The 17,630-nt window shown below is 45.2% G+C and carries 15 protein-coding genes; 8 read left to right on the top strand and 7 right to left on the bottom strand.

From position 1 onward, the window contains the following. From HMPREF1551_RS13765 to HMPREF1551_RS12455, 5 genes are all read right to left on the bottom strand, one after another. A partial coding sequence (locus HMPREF1551_RS13765; RefSeq protein ID WP_021629535.1) for a hypothetical protein occupies positions 1–307 on the bottom strand: 307 nt, incomplete at its 3' end. A gap of 153 nt (positions 308–460) precedes the next feature. After that, positions 461–1,093: a viroplasmin family protein gene (locus HMPREF1551_RS12470; protein WP_021629534.1), complete on the bottom strand. Its 633-nt coding sequence runs from the start codon at positions 1,091–1,093 to the stop codon at positions 461–463. A gap of 2 nt (positions 1,094–1,095) precedes the next feature. Beyond that, positions 1,096–1,755 carry a TrmH family RNA methyltransferase gene (locus tag HMPREF1551_RS12465; RefSeq protein ID WP_021629533.1) on the bottom strand — a complete coding sequence of 220 codons (660 nt, stop codon included), beginning with the start codon at positions 1,753–1,755 and terminating at the stop codon, positions 1,096–1,098. Continuing rightward, positions 1,748–2,911 carry an acyltransferase family protein gene (locus tag HMPREF1551_RS12460; RefSeq protein ID WP_034544717.1) on the bottom strand — a complete coding sequence of 388 codons (1,164 nt, stop codon included), beginning with the start codon at positions 2,909–2,911 and terminating at the stop codon, positions 1,748–1,750. Before HMPREF1551_RS12460 ends, HMPREF1551_RS12465 begins: the two co-directional genes overlap by 8 nt. 2 nt (positions 2,912–2,913) lie before the next feature. Next, positions 2,914–3,552, bottom strand: a complete 639-nt coding sequence (locus tag HMPREF1551_RS12455) for an MBL fold metallo-hydrolase (RefSeq protein WP_021629531.1) — start codon at positions 3,550–3,552, stop codon at positions 2,914–2,916. Between the two features lie 607 nt (positions 3,553–4,159). On the opposite strand from HMPREF1551_RS12455, the gene HMPREF1551_RS12445 reads away from it, so the two are divergent. From HMPREF1551_RS12445 to HMPREF1551_RS12435, 3 genes are all read left to right on the top strand, one after another. After that, positions 4,160–6,199 carry a hypothetical protein gene (locus HMPREF1551_RS12445; protein WP_021629529.1) on the top strand — a complete coding sequence of 680 codons (2,040 nt, stop codon included), beginning with the start codon at positions 4,160–4,162 and terminating at the stop codon, positions 6,197–6,199. Between the two features lie 2 nt (positions 6,200–6,201). Beyond that, positions 6,202–7,185 carry a tetraacyldisaccharide 4'-kinase gene (gene lpxK, locus HMPREF1551_RS12440; protein ID WP_021629528.1) on the top strand — a complete coding sequence of 328 codons (984 nt, stop codon included), beginning with the start codon at positions 6,202–6,204 and terminating at the stop codon, positions 7,183–7,185. Positions 7,186–7,359: 174 nt separating this feature from the next. Continuing rightward, positions 7,360–8,970, top strand: a complete 1,611-nt coding sequence (locus HMPREF1551_RS12435) for a leucine-rich repeat protein (RefSeq protein WP_021629527.1) — start codon at positions 7,360–7,362, stop codon at positions 8,968–8,970. Between the two features lie 45 nt (positions 8,971–9,015). Here the strand turns inward: HMPREF1551_RS12435 and HMPREF1551_RS12430 are convergent, their stop codons facing one another. Further along, positions 9,016–10,557: an Rne/Rng family ribonuclease gene (locus HMPREF1551_RS12430; protein ID WP_021629526.1), complete on the bottom strand. Its 1,542-nt coding sequence runs from the start codon at positions 10,555–10,557 to the stop codon at positions 9,016–9,018. Between the two features lie 209 nt (positions 10,558–10,766). Further along, the gene (locus HMPREF1551_RS12425) at positions 10,767–11,072 is read right to left on the bottom strand and encodes an HU family DNA-binding protein (RefSeq protein ID WP_021629525.1); all 306 of its coding nucleotides are present in this window, start codon (positions 11,070–11,072) and stop codon (positions 10,767–10,769) included. A 349-nt stretch (positions 11,073–11,421) separates the two neighbouring features. On the opposite strand from HMPREF1551_RS12425, the gene HMPREF1551_RS12420 reads away from it, so the two are divergent. The 5 genes from HMPREF1551_RS12420 to HMPREF1551_RS12400 all read left to right on the top strand — a co-directional run bounded on the left by HMPREF1551_RS12420 (position 11,422) and on the right by HMPREF1551_RS12400 (position 17,590). Continuing rightward, positions 11,422–11,916 carry a lipocalin family protein gene (locus HMPREF1551_RS12420; RefSeq protein WP_021629524.1) on the top strand — a complete coding sequence of 165 codons (495 nt, stop codon included), beginning with the start codon at positions 11,422–11,424 and terminating at the stop codon, positions 11,914–11,916. Positions 11,917–11,928: 12 nt separating this feature from the next. Then, positions 11,929–12,624 carry an OmpA family protein gene (locus HMPREF1551_RS12415; protein ID WP_021629523.1) on the top strand — a complete coding sequence of 232 codons (696 nt, stop codon included), beginning with the start codon at positions 11,929–11,931 and terminating at the stop codon, positions 12,622–12,624. Positions 12,625–12,752: 128 nt separating this feature from the next. Continuing rightward, positions 12,753–13,706: a phosphoribosylaminoimidazolesuccinocarboxamide synthase gene (locus HMPREF1551_RS12410; RefSeq protein ID WP_021629521.1), complete on the top strand. Its 954-nt coding sequence runs from the start codon at positions 12,753–12,755 to the stop codon at positions 13,704–13,706. A 27-nt stretch (positions 13,707–13,733) separates the two neighbouring features. Further along, positions 13,734–15,008 (top strand): phosphoribosylamine--glycine ligase, encoded by a 1,275-nt coding sequence (gene purD / locus HMPREF1551_RS12405; RefSeq protein WP_021629520.1) that lies wholly within the window; start codon positions 13,734–13,736, stop codon positions 15,006–15,008. A gap of 185 nt (positions 15,009–15,193) precedes the next feature. Continuing rightward, entirely contained in the window at positions 15,194–17,590 is a 2,397-nt protein-coding gene (locus HMPREF1551_RS12400; protein WP_034544716.1) for a TonB-dependent receptor domain-containing protein, read from the top strand. Positions 17,591–17,630 lie beyond the last annotated feature (40 nt).

Raw genomic sequence — 17,630 nt, 5'->3', positions numbered from 1 at the left:
TTGCGGGTGCAAAGGTAAAACCTTTTTTCGAAACCACCAAATCTTTTTTCAAAAAATTTTTCTTCGTCTCATTTGCTTGCCCGTTATTTTTGCGGGTGCAAAGGTACAACCTTTTTTTCAATTGACCAAATCTTTTTTCAAAAATTTTTTCAGTCTGTTTTTTGAACTTCACTCCCTTTTTGAAAGCGGGTGCAAAATTACAACTTTTTTCCGAACTACCAAAACTTTTTTCAAAAAAATTTTCGTCTATCTTAATGAACCTGCTCCCTTCTCGAAAGCGGGTGCAAAAGTACAACAACTTTTCCAATTGACCAAATATTTCAAGGAATTTTTTTCAATTATTTTTTAAGTGGTTGAGGATCAGGAGTCCTCTAACTTCCAAAAAGAGGGTACTGAGGGAGAAATGGACTCTTTGACAAATTAGCAAATTGACAAATTAGCTCATTAGCAAATTGTCTCATTACCCCTTATTTCCATAATCCGCTGGTATCTCGCCCCAGAGCTGGGTCTCCCACTTCAGGATGGGATTGCGATAGCTATGGGTATGTAGCCACTTCTCGGCACGGGCAATTAGCTCAAAGACCTTTTCGTTGGCCGCTTCCTTGGGGAGCTTCGTCTTACACTTCTTCTGCTTCACCCACGAGATGGCAATCTTGCTATCGGAATAGATAGTACGACTATCCTGGCTAAGCGCCAATTGGGCTAAGGCATGTACGATAGCCAAGAACTCCCCTATATTATTGGTAGCCTTGGCAAAAGGCCCTTGGGAAAAATAAATCGCCCCAGTGGAAAGGTCTACCGCACGATAGTGCATGGTACCAGGGTTGCCACTACAGGCCGCATCTACAGCGATGCTATGGGTGTCATAAGGGGGATTATCGCCAAGGGTAGGGACTGTAGGATGCTGCTTATCAGTCTTCTTGCCTACATAGCTCCAATAATTGTCATTCAGTGCTTTTTGTGCAGCTTCACGGGTTGGGAAGGACTTGTATTTGGCAGTAGGATAACCCGATACACTCTTCTTGCATTCCTCCCAGGAGGAGAAGACTCCTATTTGATAGCCCTCCCATACGGTATAGTACTTCTTTGCCATGATTATTTCAGAGAGTAGTAACGTGCTAAGACATCGGTAAGGCTACGAACAGAGTTTTTCGTCCATTGCAGGCGCAAGAGCAGTTGTTCTTCCTCGGAAAGTCGCCAGTCTATCTCCGAAGCGCGTAGCTTGGTGGTCAGGTATTGCAAGATAATGGCCACACTCACCGAGATATTGAGGCTTTCGGTAAAGCCGACCATGGGGATAGTCAGGTAGTCATCGGCCTGGGAAATGACCTGGGGGGAGAGCCCATCCCGCTCCGTACCGAAAAAGAAAGCACTCTTAGGGGTAATATCGAAGTCCTGTAAGGGAATAGCCGTAGGCGATGGCACCGTGGCCACGATCCTATAGCCTTGTCCACGGAGCTGGTCTATACAGTGTTGTACCTCTCCATAGCGGTGAGTGGTTACCCATTTCTCGGCACCCATAGCGATTTTAGCATCCAAGCGCTTGCCGTATTTCTCTTCGATTACATGGGCGGTCTGCACCCCAAAAACCTCACAAGTACGGATCACCGCACTGGCATTGTGCATCTGGAAAATATCTTCTATCGCTACGGTGAAGTGTTGGGTTCGCTGGGCTAAGATTTCACCAAACCGCGCCTTGCGTTCCTCGGTGATAAAGTCTTCTAAGTAAGTGAGCAATCGTTTTTCTTCAGTCATTGTTCTTGGGTTTCTGTTTTACAAAATAGGAGGCCATCCTCCTAAGAAATGAATAGAGCTTTGCCTTGCCTCGGTCTATCTGCGCATCAATGAGGGCTTCTTTACTTATATAGAGAAAAGTAATAAGAAGGGTAACTCCTATAAAAAGGATTGCTCCTATCACAGCCTGCCAGGGGCTAAGCTGGTGGTGGAAGTAGCGATATAGCCCAAAGCCGGTAAAGCTCCCATACAATAGGATATAGTGTATGATATAGACAGAGAGGGTATTTTGCCCTATCTTCTGCAAGGTGACTGAGGTAATCACCCGGCGCAAGAACATAAAGAGGGCAAAAAAGAGCAACACATTACCAATACGCTTGATCAGATAGTCTCCATGGGCAATCAGCTGAAGGGAATAAAGCTGTTGGCTATCGGCTATTTTTCCCAACCAATAGGGAAATGTCAGGAATATCACCCCTAAAATAAGATACCATAATATAGTATTGCGATAGAGATGGGGCTTTTCTCGATTTTTATAGAAGAGAAAGCCCATAAAGCCTCCCAAAGAAGCATAGCCAAACCAAGGGAAGATGGTAAATACTGAGCCATTGACCTTAGTGAAATAGTTCGCTATAGCCATGGGCAGATATTCATAAGTGAGATGGCTATAGATAGGTTCAAAGAAAAACGCTACAAAGGTGCTACCCAGCAGGATAAGCGACATACGCAAGCGGCTTTTCCTCCGGTAGGTCATCAGGTAGAAGGCGATGAGAAAAAGCAGGGACAGCCCTATACAGTGGAGCACATCTACCTGCCTGACATTCATATCGAAATAGCCTGGGGTCAGCAGGTTGAAGATATTGGCTCTTAGCAGATAGGCTATGATTATCAAGTTGATTCCTCGCCTTACGCCCTTTTGTACCCGCACATGGTTCCAACCCATTTTAGCAGGATTTTGTTCCTTGATGAGCAAGTAGGTGAAAATAAAGCCCGAAACGGTAAAGAATACCGGTGCGGTCATCCCCCGTATATAGTGCCAGGTGGCAAAGAAGGCATTGCTTTCATCACGATATACATCAGCCAATAGGCCGTCTATAAAATGGCCTTCGAGCATCATACAGATGGCAAAAGCCCTGATGATATCGATAAAAATCAATCGTGAAGTAGTCGGTTTCATGCTCATTGTAAAAAGGGATTCAGTCGCTTCTCTTCTCCTATGGTGGTAGGCTGCCCGTGCCCGCTATAGACTTGGGTGTCATCCGCAAGGGTAAGCAATTGGGTACGAATGCTATTTATCAGTTGGTCATAGTCTCCCTTATAGAGGTCGGTTCGCCCTATGCTACGGCGAAAAAGGGCATCGCCGGAGAGGATCATCGCTTGGCTTTCTATATAGAAAGCGATACTTCCGGGCGAGTGTCCTGGGACAAAGCGTATCGCTATGGGTGTCTCTCCCAGGCTCAAGGGGGTATGCGTATCTACAAATACATAAGTCCCCTCAAAGGCTGGAAAGTCAAAACCAAAAAGCCGTGCATCCATAGGATTGCGCTCCAAAATCTCCTGCTCATTGGCATGCAAATGTACCGGCAGGGAGAAGGTATCCACTGCCCATTGTAGCCCAAAAACATGGTCTATATGGGCATGTGTCAGGAGAATTTTCTCTATCTTAAGGCCTTTTTCCTGAATAAAATCCCGAAGCCTGACCTCTTCCGAGTGGGTACAACAACCGGGATCTATAAGCCAAGCATTCCCCTGAGGAGTATAGAGTATATAGGTGTTTTCCGAAAATGGATTAAACGTAAATGTCTGTAATGTAAGCATTTTAGTATCTGTAAAAAGCTGTTTTTTAAAACCGCAAAGATACTATATTTTACTTATACAAGCCAAATCTTTATCAGTAAAAAAACACCTCAAAAAAAACGCCCCTCCACTCCCCTATATAAAATTTTTTTTTTGTACTTTTGCCCCAATCCCAACAGTAAACAGCGATAAGTAAAGCCAGTGAATACTTGGAGCTGGGTATGTGGGTGAAGAGTGAAGAGTGAACAACAAATAAAATCTTGAATATTGTTGTATTAACCATTAATGCAAATCAATAGTTAAAGGACTAGAAATATAGACATCAGGAAAAAGTTGTAAGTAACTCATTATTAACGATTTCTAATTACATCCCCCTAGCCCCCCTCAAGGGGGGAATTATAGAGTGGTATCAAGTAGAATGTTGAACAATCACACTTGAATATACTGGATACCAGCATGATAGTTCAACATCCTACAATTCCCCCCTTGAGGGCAGTTAGGGGGATGTAGAGAAAAATATACTGAATATCAATGGATTACTTTATAAATTGTATTATTCTAACTATTGATTCGCATCATTAACAATTATTCATTAACCATTAACCATTAATAATTAACCATTATAAAAGTGCCTCAGCTAAAAAGACAATACAGTATAAAAGAAATTTTCGACACGCACATCAAGGAGGGTGCGGTCGTAAAAGAGCAAAGTTTCCTCTTTTTGTATGACATCGTACGCTATTTCCGTCCCAAAAGGGTCAGCCATAGTATCTCTATTTTAGAGCTTATCGGTTATTTGCAGGAGAATCCCGAACATTGTCAGCTCTTAGGAGCCTATACCAAGGAGCTCCTCTCCCAGCGTTTGTTCGGTCGTATGATCTCTGAGGTGGGAATTCCTCAGGATTCCAGTTTCCTATATGAGCTTCAAAGGCGTATCTCTGCCAAGATTCTCCCTTTCCAGCCGGAGAAGGATACCTTACAGTATATCCTCAACCAGGTATTCTACCTCCAGACGGACTACCTGTGGATCGAGCGTATCGACCACAAGGAGTTCCGTATCCTCTTCGAACTGCTTGGCTTCAAAGACCTCTTTACCCAGGAGACTGGCAAATCCCATAGCCTAAGCGAGCTTTGTGAGGCCATTAGCCTGATTACCCAGCGCATGAGCGGCCGTACCTTGGAGTCCGACATCATTTATATGGTACCCGAGTACAGCTACTTGGAAAGCCCTTTCTTGAGCTTCGAACGCGAATTCGAGAGTATCCGAGAGAGTATCCTTCAGGGTACCCCCTTGCAGGAGGAGAGCCTTAACTACAAGCAGCTGATGGTGCTCTTCCACCAATGTCAGGATTTTGTCCAACAGGCCTACAAGAATACCTCCAAATATGGGATCACCATGCGGGTCAACCAAGGCTTGCTACGCCTCAACCAACAGTTAGCCCGTGTCAAAATCTTAATAGATCTCTTGGTCATTAGCCAAAAAAGAGATAAAACGGACAATACAATCTGTATGGCGCTCAAGCTCATTGAGTACAATTGTTACAAGAATAACATCCGCTCTTTTATCAAGGAGAGTACCCAGGCCGTTACTTACGAGATTACTCAGTTCAATGCCTCCACCGGAGAAAAGTACATCACCGATACGCCTAAGCAGTACCTTAAGATGTTTGGGGCGAGTCTTGGAGCTGGGTTTATCGTAGGATTCCTCTGTATCTTCAAGGCGCTACTACATGAGGTCAATACCAGTGCCTTTGGCCATGCGTTCCTCTATAGTATGAACTATGCTTTTGGCTTTATCCTCATCTACCTCACCGGCTCGGCCTTGGCTACCAAGCAGCCTTCTATGACTGCTACCACAGTTGCCCGTATGGTGGACGAGGGTAGGAAAAAACAATGTAGCGAAGCGGAAAAGCATAGCGAATTTGCTGAATTTTTCGCCCGCCTATGGCGCTCACAATTTATCGCCTTTGTGGGCAACGTCATTATGGCCTTTGCCATGGCGCTCCTACTGGTTTGGGCTATTGATAACCTCTTAGGGAAAAATATCGTTGCGCATAGCTGGAACAAGCTCCTCACCGATGCCTCTCCTATCCACTCCAAACTTATCCTACATGCGGCCATCGCCGGGGTATTCCTCTTTATATCGGGTATCATTGCAGGAAACGTGTATAACAAACAAAAACACAACCAATTCGCTTACCGTATCGAGGAAAATCCTTTTCTGAAACGTGCCTTAGGAATTTCTAAAACTAAAAAATTAGCCGATTGGCTGGATCACAAGCGCCCTGGTATTCTCTCGAACTTCTGGTTCGGGGTCTTCATGGGAAGTACTGCTTCGGTGGGCTATTTCTTAGGGCTTGACTTGGATATCCGTCATATTACCTTCGTTAGTGGGAATATCGCCATGGGGCTCTATGGGGCAGGTTTCCACTTGGTATGGAGTATGTGGGTATGGATTTTCGTAGGCTTGGTTACCGTGGGCTTTATCAACTTTATTGTGAGCTTCGGCCTTTCTATCTGGGTGGCTTTCCGCTCCAGGAATATCCCTTCCTCTGAGGTGCTCTTACTCTTCAAAGCTGTAGGGAGACACTTCAAGAAAGCGCCCCTAAGCTTTGTCCTCCCTTCCAAGCCAAAGACTCAAAACGCCGAACTCAAAACAAAGAGCTAACCATGTTTCTCCTCTTCCCCTTTGCTTTCCTATACGGATTAGCCATTCGCCTGCGGCATTTCCTCTATGATAGGGGCTGGCTCACCTCTAGGAGCTACCCCTTCCCTACCCTTTGTGTGGGCAACCTGGCCGTAGGGGGCACCGGGAAAACACCCATGGTGGAATACCTCGTTCGCCTTGTAGGCGAATCCCAAGTGGCCATCCTAAGCCGTGGGTATAGGCGGAAAACAAAGGGCTTTGTCCTGGCCGATGACGCCTCCTCGGCACGCTCCTTAGGCGACGAACCTTTCCAGTACCATCGCAAGTTTCCCCGTGCCACCGTAGCGGTTTGCGAAAGCCGACAAGAAGGTATCTCCCAGCTGCTGAAGACACCTTCCTTTAAGGTAATCCTCTTGGACGATGCCTTCCAGCATCGCAAGGTAAAGGCGGGAATGAACCTGCTTCTAACCTCCTACCAGAAGCTATATACCCAAGACTTCCTCCTTCCCATGGGGCGACTTAGAGATATATGTGCTCGAGCTGCACGCGCCCAAGTGATTCTCGTGACCAAGTGCCCGCCGCTCTCCAAAGAGGAAAAAGATAAAATCATTAACCTACTCCACCCTACCCCTCTCCAATCGGTCTTCTTTACCTGTATCGCCTATAGCCAAATGGTCTATGGGGAAGGGGAGCCCATGTCTTTAGCACAGTTTATCTCAACACCCTTTACCCTCATAACGGGGATAGCCAACCCTACTCCTTTGGTGGACTTCTTACACGAGAAAGGTGCCCAATTCTCCCATCTTGCCTATAGTGACCACCATCATTTCTCTGACAAAGAGCTTAAGAAACTTAGCCAATATCCTAAGCTCCTCACCACCGAAAAAGACTACGTTCGCTTAGCAAATGCGCTACCCCAACTATACTACCTACCTATAGAAACCCAATTCCTTGACAAAGAGGAGAAAGAAAAGTTCGATGCTTTAGTCCTAAACTTCTGCTCCTAACCCGCTCCTTTTTCGCACTTTCACACCCTTTACAGTTACATTTTAGCAGTTTTATAGCTGTAAAAATAGTCTCAACACACTGTTTTTCAATAAGATAAAATAAATTAGTATATTTTTTGGTAATTTTGTATTTTTTCACTAACTTTGTATAGTAAATTCTTTAATCAAAAACACATGAAAAAATACAGCTGGTTTGCACTACTCATAGGCGCTCTTTTTATGCTTAGCTGTGCGAAAGAAACCATAGTAGAGCGGGTGGAGGTACAGAAAGGAAGTATCATCCATTCCGGCCTCACTCCTCCCGATAATTCTATTGGAAGTATTGGGGATTACTATTTAGACCTCTCTTCTTATAATCTTTATGGAAGCAAAACGGCCGAGGGCTGGGGGAATCCTATCAACCTCAAGGGGATACAAGGAGAGAAAGGGGAACCCGGACGACCTGGTGATAAAGGGGACAAAGGAGACCCTGGGCGACCTGGTGATAAGGGAGACAAAGGGGATCCCGGAAAGAAAGGAGACAAGGGAGATCCTGGGCGACCTGGTGATAAGGGGGACAAAGGAGATCCTGGAATACAAGGAATTCCCGGACAGAAAGGGGATCCTGGCGAACGAGGCGAACGCGGGGAGCGAGGCCTCAAAGGGGAACGCGGAAAACAAGGCTTCAAGGGCGAGCCTGGCCCCAAAGGGGACGAGGGTGCTCCTGGAAGACAGGGAGAGCCTGGTCCCAAAGGAGACCCTGGTACTCCTGGAAAGCAGGGCGCACCTGGTCCCAAAGGAGACCCTGGTGCTCCTGGAAAGCAAGGCGAACGCGGCCCTAAAGGAGACCCTGGCACTCCTGGAAAGCAGGGTGTGCCTGGGCCTAAAGGGGATCCTGGTGCTCCTGGAAAGCAGGGCGCACCTGGTCCCAAAGGGGATCCTGGTGCTCCTGGAAAGCAGGGCGCACCTGGTCCCAAAGGGGATCCTGGTACTCCTGGAAGGCAGGGTGACCCTGGCCCCAAAGGAGACCCTGGTACTCCTGGAAGGCAAGGGGAGCCTGGCGCTCCAGGGGCTTCCGGAAAGCCTATCGGCGGACTATATTCCGGCAATGGAAAACCGCTCGATAAGATAGGACAACAAGGGGATTTTTATATCGATATGACCGAGAAAAGACTCTATGGCCCCAAAACTTCCGACGGATGGAGCGACCAATTCATTAGCTTGGCTCCTTCTTCCTCTGCTCCGATATACAACTATATCATAGATACAAAAGATAACGAAAAATTCAAAGGAATAGCCCTAATCGAATGGCTCTCTAAAAGTGCGAAGCAGGTCAATATGAATGACATTGAAGAACTAAAAAAGGTGGGAATGATCGATGACGAGGCTTTTAAAAATTGTAATAGCTTAGAGTCTATTCGCTTAAGTGACAATATTGAATATATTAACGACGATGCGTTCCGTAGTTTGACAAATCTAAAAGTCGTTATCTTAAGTACTCATTTGAAAGAAATCGCTTCAAATGCCTTTAGAAATACGGATATAAAAGAAATTACAATTCCTAAGAATGTCCGGACGATAGGTAGTATGGCCTTTGCCTATTGCGAAAACCTCGAAACAGTAATCTTCGAATCCGATAATCCGGATATTTTCGATTACCAACGGCCTAACTATGGCATCTTCGCTGAATGTAAAAAACTAAAAAATATCTATGTCCCTGACAAAAGCTATGATGATTACATATCTAACGAGAGGTGGGAGATTTATAGAGATTATATAAAAATCAATCCTAAAGATAAAAGGTAAGCGCTTAAAAAAACGGTTCTCCTGAATGGGAGAACCGTTATTAAGTTACAAAGGGGTACCTTCTTTTGTCTTGAAGCGATATTCTAAATAAGAATAGGCATCCCTGGGGAGAATTTTTATCCATCTTCGGTATTTCAAGAACCATTTCATTCGTATTGAAAAAAGGCCTTGGGTGAGATAAGCCGCTATAAATGGATGGGTATTCAGTGTTATTCTTCCGTTGTAGTTGCTTTGAAAGATAATTTCTTCTAAGTCGGTAGTCATGCGATCGATCAGTACGATAGGGGCATCTACCTCTCCTTGTTTGCTGGGGTTTTCTTCTTTTGTTTTGATGTTGATCTCTGGGCGTACACGCTGGCGTGTGATCTGTATAAGGCCGAACTTACTGGGGGGGAGGATCTTATGCTTGGCTCGGTCGTCTTTCATTTCCTCACGGAGGGCATCAAAGAGCTTTTGCCTATTCTCTCCGCTACTCATATCTATGAAATCGACTACTATAATCCCGCCCATATCTCGGAGCCTTAGCTGGCGCGCTATCTCGGTCGCCGCTATTAGGTTCACCTCGAAGGCTGTGGTCTCTTGGTTCTCTGCCTTGTTCGAATGGTTCCCACTATTGACATCGATCACATGCAACGCCTCGGTGTGTTCTATCACTAAGTAAGCTCCCTTAGTCATAGATACGGTGCGCCCTAAGCCTGTTTTTATCTGTCGCTCTATATGAAATTTCTCAAATATAGGAACTGAGGACTTATAGAGCTTTACGATATTGACTTGTTCGGGGGCTATCTCTTGCAGATAATCTCGTATCTGCGTATAGAGCATCTCATTATCTACATGAATACCAGTGAAGGTATCATCGAACATATCCCTCAATAGGGCGCCTGTTCGGTTCATCTCACTAAGGATTTTTGAGGGATAGGTACCTTGAGCGATCTTTTTACACATCTGTATCCAGCGCTCAAAGGAGTTTTGCAAGTCCCTATCCAAGTCGGCTACCTTCTTATCTTGGGCTACTGTACGTATAATCACCCCAAATCCTTTCGGTTTGATACTCTGTACAATTCGCTTGAGGCGTTCCTTCTCGGCCTTGTTCTCTATCTTTTGAGAGATGGAAATACGTTCCGAAAAGGGTACCAATACCAAATAACGACCTGCTATAGATAGCTCAGAGCTGATGCGAGGCCCTTTGGTGGAAATAGGTTCCTTTACTATTTGTACTAAAATAGGTTGCCCGGCCTTTAGTACCTCTGAGATGGCTCCATTCTTATTGATATCCGGCTCTTGCTTGAAATCCTTAAGCGAATAATCCTTGAGCTTCCCCGAAGTTACTTCCTTGATGAACTTTAACAAGGAGGCCAGCTGTGGCCCCAAATCATGATAATGCAAGAAGGCATCCTTCTCATACCCTACATTCACAAAGGCTGCATTCAGGCCTTGAATCGGCTTGTGAATCTTCGCCAGCATGATATCTCCTACCGAAAGCCGATGATTGTCCGCTTCCTTATGAAGCTCCACCAATCGACCATTCTTTAGTAAAGCAAAATCTACATCAGAAGCCCCAGAACGAATAATTAATTCTTTGGTCATTCTGTTATGCTTTTTAGTATAATTTCAACTAAGATGTCTTAGTTTCTTTTTAAAATGAACGAAAATGAGAAAAAGTAGTTATAAAACTACTTTTTCTTCTTGTGTCGGTTAGCTCTTGCTCTTTTCTTTCTCTTGTGCGTAGCCACTTTATGTCTTTTTCTTTTTTTTCCGCTTGGCATAATGTTACAAATTAAAAATTAATACTCCGTTTATTTCTTTTTGGTATCTTTTACCTTTACTTTCGCTTTTACTGATTGTACAAATACTTTGGCTGGCTTGAAGGCTGGAATATTGTGTGCCGGAATGGTTATGGTGGTGTTCTTCGATATGTTACGACCGGTCTTCTCTGCCCTTGTCTTTACTATAAAACTACCAAAACCACGCAGATACACATTGTCTCCATGCTCCAATGAGTCCTTGATGCCTTCCATAAAATGTTCTACTATGTTTTGTACCTCCGTTTTTTCTACCCCCAATTTCTCAGAGATCTTCGCTACAATTTCTGCTTTTGTCATATTTTTCTTGATTTACAAAGTCTATATTATTCAGCATAGCGCCCCTGAATCTGTGGGGCTTTTCTCCACCTCTAAACCTGCTTTTACAACTGCCTGCTTAGAGGCTTTTTTCGGAGTGCAAATATACGAATAAATTACAAACCAACAAGTTAATAAAAAAAATTTTTTTGACTACTTCTCTGCTCCAATCATAAAAAGAAAATTGAAAATATACAAAATATTGAAAATCAATAAGTTGCAAAAAATAAACCATAAAAAACTTTTTAAAAAGTTAAATATGACAAAAAACTTGATATTTGTATCGAAAAAGTAATAATTTTGCCCCCGAAACGTAATTAATAAAAGACATATGAAAAAAGTACTTTTTTTACTTATGCTCGGCCTTTCTGTAGCTGCTTGCAAAACACAGGGTACTATTGCCCAAAGCACTCAAGGTACACGCCAAGCCAACAAAGTAATCAAAGGAGAATGGACACTCTCCTCTGTTACCTATAGTGAAAAAGGAAAGTATGAGATTACTTTGCTGAATGATACTTCCAAAGAATGTTTCGAGGGGAGTTATTGGAAATTCGTCCCTAATAACTACCGTGGGATCTATGCAATCAATAAGGCGGGATGTGCCGCCGGGGATCGCCACTTTATTTTTACAGTACAGGAAGTGGACAAATCTACCGGATACTATGATTTCTTGCTAAAACCTACCAACGAGAAATATCAGTCCGAGACCAACGCCGGAGTACGCCTACACTTGGCTTATCTCTCCGAAAATGAAATGCGCTGGGAACAAACCGTTCGCGTGGATGGAAAGCCTTTCGTTATCAGTATGAACTTCACTAAAAAATAAATTTAAGTATTCATGAAAAATATATTCAAAAAAATAACTGTTCTCTTAGTAGCCGCTGTCCTTTTTGTAGGTTGTGAGGCAATCAATAATTCTAACAAAACCCAGCGCGGGGCTGTCATCGGGGCTGCCAGTGGGGCTATCCTCGGGGCTATCCTTGGTAACAATGTAGGTAGCGGAGGCAATAGCGAACTCGGAGCGGTCATAGGTACTGCCGTAGGTGGAGCCGCTGGTGCTATCATCGGTAACCAAATGGACCGCCAAGCCAAAAAAATTGAAGAAGAAATCCCTGGTGCTGAAGTAAAACGTGTGGACGATGGGATCGTCGTTACTTTCGATGAAAAAAGTGGGGTTACCTTCGCTTTCAATAAGGCGGATCTTACCGCTGAGGCCAAAACCCTCCTTAACAAAATGGTTAATGTGCTCAAGGAATATCCTGATACCAACGTCATCGTAGCCGGACATACCGATAGCAAAGGAAAAGCGGAATACAACATGGGACTCTCCGAAAGACGTGCCAAAGCCGTAACCAACTTCTTTACTGCTAACGGACTAAGCGCTTCTCGCTTTACAACCAAGTGGTTTGGTGCCACTCAGCCTGCTTATGACAACGCTACCGAAGAAGGACGCGCTAAAAACAGACGTGTGAATATCGCTATCATCCCTAACGAACAGATGAAGGAAAAAGCGCAACAACAAGCTCAACAGTAAATTTTCATAGTTATTATTGTTTTAGTTATTCTATTTGAAGAGAGGTGCAGTACTGCACCTCTTTTTTTTTACGAAAAAACTGTCTTTTATTATTTTTTATTCGTATATTTGCGCAAAAATAAAAACATATGAACAGTATTACTGCTACCAATTTCGATTTCGAAAATCAAAAAACTGTTTACAAAGGTAAAGTCCGTGACGTATATACCATAGGAGAAGACCTCCTGGTAATGGTGGCTACCGATAGGCTCTCCGCTTTTGATGTTATTCTACCCAAAGGAATCCCCTTCAAAGGACAAATACTCAACCAAATAGCCAGCGAATGCCTCGAACAGACAAGGAATATCGTCCCCAATTGGCTCTTGGCTACCCCCGACCCCAATGTGTCGGTAGGAATCTGCTGCGAACCTCTTAAGGTCGAAATGGTCATCCGTGGCTACCTTGCCGGACATGCTGCCAGAGAGTACAAAGCCGGTAAACGTACCCTTTGCGGGGTCTCCCTTCCCGAGGGGCTCAAGGAAAACGACCCTCTACCCTCCCCTATCATTACCCCTTCGACCAAGGCGGATAACGGCACCCACGATGAGGATATCTCCCGTGAGGACATTCTAAAAAAAGGGATCGTTTCCCCTGAGGATTACGCCCTTATGGAACGCTATACTTACGCCCTTTTCAAGCGAGGTTCCGAGCTTGCCTTGCAAAAAGGACTTATCTTGGTGGATACCAAATATGAATTCGGAAAAACCAAAGACGGCGAAGTGGTGCTCATCGACGAGGTACATACCCCTGACTCTTCTCGTTATTTCTACGCCGAGGGATACCAAGAGCGACAGAACAACGGCGAACCTCAAAGGCAGCTCTCCAAAGAGTTCGTCCGCCAGTGGCTCATCGAAAACGGTTTCCAAGGGCGCGAAGGCGAGCAAATCCCCGAAATGACCGAGGCTCATGTGGCTTCCATCTCCCAGAGATATATCGAACTCTATGAGCACCTCCTCGGTAAAAAATTCATCAAAGCCGATACCGAGAACATACAAGAACGTATCTATAACAATGTAAGCGAGTACTTACATAGCTTATTATAATACTTTTGACCCTTAATTTTTTCTTTAATGAATATACTTCTATTGGGCTCCGGTGGCCGTGAGCATGCTTTTGCCTACCAAATCACTCAAAGCCCCCGTTGCAAGCAACTCTATATCGCTCCCGGGAATGCAGGTACTGCCCTTGTGGGGGAAAATGCCCCCATGGCAGCTACTGACTTCCCCAAAATTAAAGAATTTTGTTTGTCCAAACAGATTGCCTTGGTGGTCGTAGGCCCCGAAGAGCCTCTTGTGAAAGGAATTGTCGATTTCTTCGCCCAAGATCCTGCACTTGCTGCCATTCCCATCGTTGGGCCTTCCCAAAAGGGGGCTACCCTCGAGGGAAGTAAGGAGTTTGCCAAGGAATTCATGCAGCGACACCATATCCCTACCGCTCGCTATGCCAGCTTTACCAAAGAAAATCTTGAGCAAGGCTTGCAATTCTTACAGACGATGGCACCACCTTATGTCCTTAAGGCCGATGGCCTCGCCGCAGGGAAAGGGGTACTGATTTTGGACAATCTTGAGCAAGCCCAAGCGGAGCTGAAGCAGATGCTCTTAGAGGAAAAATTCGGTGCTGCCAGCCAAAAAGTGGTCATTGAGGAGTTCCTCAAGGGAATCGAGCTGAGCTGCTTTGTCCTTACCGATGGCAAGTCCTACCGTATCCTCCCCACCGCCAAGGATTACAAGCGCATAGGGGAAGGCGATACTGGGCTTAATACCGGTGGGATGGGGGCGGTCTCTCCTGTTCCCTTCGCCGATGAGGCTTTCATGAAGAAAATAGAAGACCGCATCATCATCCCTACTATCGAAGGAATCAAAAAAGAACAAATCCACTATCGTGGGTTTATCTTCATTGGGCTAATCAAGGTAGGGAATGATCCGTATGTCATTGAGTACAATGTCCGTATGGGCGACCCCGAAACCGAAGCGGTGCTCCCTCGTATCCAAACAGACTTAGTGGACTTATTGGAGGCCGCTGCCAAAGGACAGCTTGAGGGCTCCTCCCTCTCCATCGACCCCAGAAGTGCCACTACCGTCGTGCTCGTCTCCGGTGGGTATCCCGAGGATTACCAAAAAGGAAAAGTAATCTCCGGACTACAAGAACAGGGCGAAAGCCTTGTCTTCCATGCAGGTACCAGCCTAAAGGAGGGCGAGGTGGTTACCTCCGGAGGGCGTGTCTTGGCTATTACTTCCTTAGCCGATAATTTTAAGGAAGCTCTAAAAAAATCATACAACCGTATCGAAAAAATATCTTTTGAAGGCATGTATTACCGTAAGGATATTGGGAAAGACCTAGGATAATGATTAATGATTTATCTAAACATAATGCCAGCAATGATTAATACTTTTAATTATTGCTGGCATTAATCATCATTAACGTTGTTTAGAATCATTAAAAAAATAATCTCACTTTTGTTTTTGTATGTCAAAAATATTTTTTACCTTTGCCTAAAATTTAAATACTGTTTCAAAATAACTATTTAGACATGAGAACAATCATCTATTACAGCTTATTTTTCTTATTCCCTATGCTTGCAGCAGCGCAACAAGCTACGCTAAAGGGTAAGATTACCGCTGAAGGAAAGCCTGTCTTAGGCGCCGATGTCATCCTTCGCAAAGCCAGCGAAGTCAAAGGAACTTCTTCCAAGAACACAGGCGAATACATCGTCAAAGTACCTGCCGGAGACTACAAGCTCTCCATCTCCTCCGTCGGTTTCAAGACAATTAACCAATCCCTATCCCTCTCTCCTGGGGAGGAACAGACCCTGAACTTCTCCCTACAAAGAGACTTACTCGAGATCGACCAGGTAGTCGTTACCGCTACTCGTAACATCATCCCTCAGTACAAGTCTCCCGTAGTGGTGAGCAAGGTAACGGGTCATATCTTCGAGACGACCCAGTCTCTCAGCCTTGCCGAGGGGTTGAACTTTACTCCTGGATTGCGCACCGAAACCAATTGCCAAAACTGCGGTTTTAACCAGTTGCGTATCAATGGGCTTGAGGGTTCCTACTCTCAGATATTAGTCAATGGTCGTCCAGTATTCTCTTCCCTTGCGGGGGTATATGGCTTGGAGATGATTCCTGCCAATATGATTGATCGTGTAGAGGTGGTACGAGGGGCTGGTTCTGTCCTCTATGGGGGAAATGCCATCGGGGGAACGGTCAATATCCTGACCAAGGATCCTACCAAAAACACTTTCTCATTAGGCAATAGCCTCTCCTTGCTCAAGGATGGTAGCCCCGACAATACACTCTTTACCAATGCTTCGGTAGTCTCCGAGGACTTCGACAAGGGGCTTACCCTCTTCGCTTACCAGCGCAACCGCAAGCCCTATGATGCCAATGGCGATGGCTTTTCCGAAATTACAAAGTTGCACAACACTACCTTCGGTGCCGATGCTTTTTGGAATCCTGCCGAAAATAGTAAGATAAAGCTCAACCTCAATAGTATCAACGAATTCCGCCGTGGCGGAAACAAGTTCGATCTGCTCCCTCACCAGTCGGAGATCACCGAGCAGCTACGCCACCGTATCTTAGCCGGTGACCTCTCCTTCGAACGCTTCTCCGACGACCTCGCTCACAAGTTTTCCATCTATACTTCTGCCCAATATACCGACCGAAATGGCTACTACGGAGGTGGCTTAGGCTATGCCGTCAATAGCCAGGACGACTTCGATGCCCTTGAAAATGGGGACAAAGAGGAGTATTTTAAGGCCTTAGCCAAATATGGCCATACCACCGAACTGGTAGGCGTTGGGGGCGTACAATATGCCTATACCTTCTCTCCAGAGCTGAACCTCTCCTTGGGTAGTGAATACAAATATGACAAGGTCAATGACGACTATGTCGGCCAAAACCGTTCCGTTGATCAGGCGGTACGCATTTTTGGAAACTACCTACAAGTGGAGTGGAATCCATTCAAGAGGCTTACCCTCTTAGGGGGCAGCCGCTATGATTATGTGGATATAAAGGGGCATTACCTTTTCTCTGGAGCCAACGAAGATACTAATAAGCAAATATCCAAGTTTGTACCTCGCCTTACCGTTATGTACGACCTTACCGAGACCCTCAAGCTCCGTGGCTCATTCGCTCAGGGATACCGCGCCCCTCAGGCCTTCGACGAAGAACTCCATGCCGATGTCCTCGACGGAAACCCTATCTTCGTCGAACTTGATCGCGACCTCAAAAGCGAGACTTCCAATAGCTACACCGCCTCGCTCAACTATACCCAAAGGGAAGGCAACACCCAGGCCAACCTTATCCTTGAAGGTTTCTTTACTCAAATCAACAACAGTTTTATCAACCAAGGCCTTACCGATATAGGCAACATCAAGCATAAGATCAAAACCAACGCCTCAGACCTACTCAACATCATGGGGGCAAACATAGAGGCCAATTTTGCTTTCGGATCAAAATGGGTTTGGCAAACTGGGTTTACCTACCAGCAATCTCGATTCTCCCAAGCTCAAACTATTTGGGAAAACGAGGATGACACCAACCCCAAGAAGGTTACCTCCGACCGCGTGATGCGCTCCCCCGACTTCTATGGATACACAACCCTATCCTACAACCCTATCGCGCCCCTTAAGCTAAGCTACAATGGCGTACTAACCGGCGCTATGGACGTACCCCATATCATCGATGTCGAAACCGAAGAGAAGATTTTAGTCAAATCACCCAACTTCTATGAGCAAAACCTCAGAGCGGCCTACACCTTTGACCTCAAGGAACATTACCACTTAGAAGTATTTGCCGGTGTGAAGAATATCTTTAACCAATACCAAAAAGACTTTGACATGGGAAAAAAGCGTGATTCCGACTACATCTACGGCCCCCAACATCCTCGCACCTTCTTCCTTGGTCTCACCTTATCGCTCGACTAAGCAAAATATAGTCAAACAGAAATGGTTTGCGAAAAATTAG

Origin of the sequence: Capnocytophaga sp. oral taxon 863 str. F0517, from assembly GCF_000466425.1 — a bacterium.
Lineage (GTDB): Bacteria > Bacteroidota > Bacteroidia > Flavobacteriales > Flavobacteriaceae > Capnocytophaga.
The sequence above is the reverse complement of the archived record's forward strand: the minus strand, read 5'-3'. Positions and strand labels throughout refer to the sequence as shown.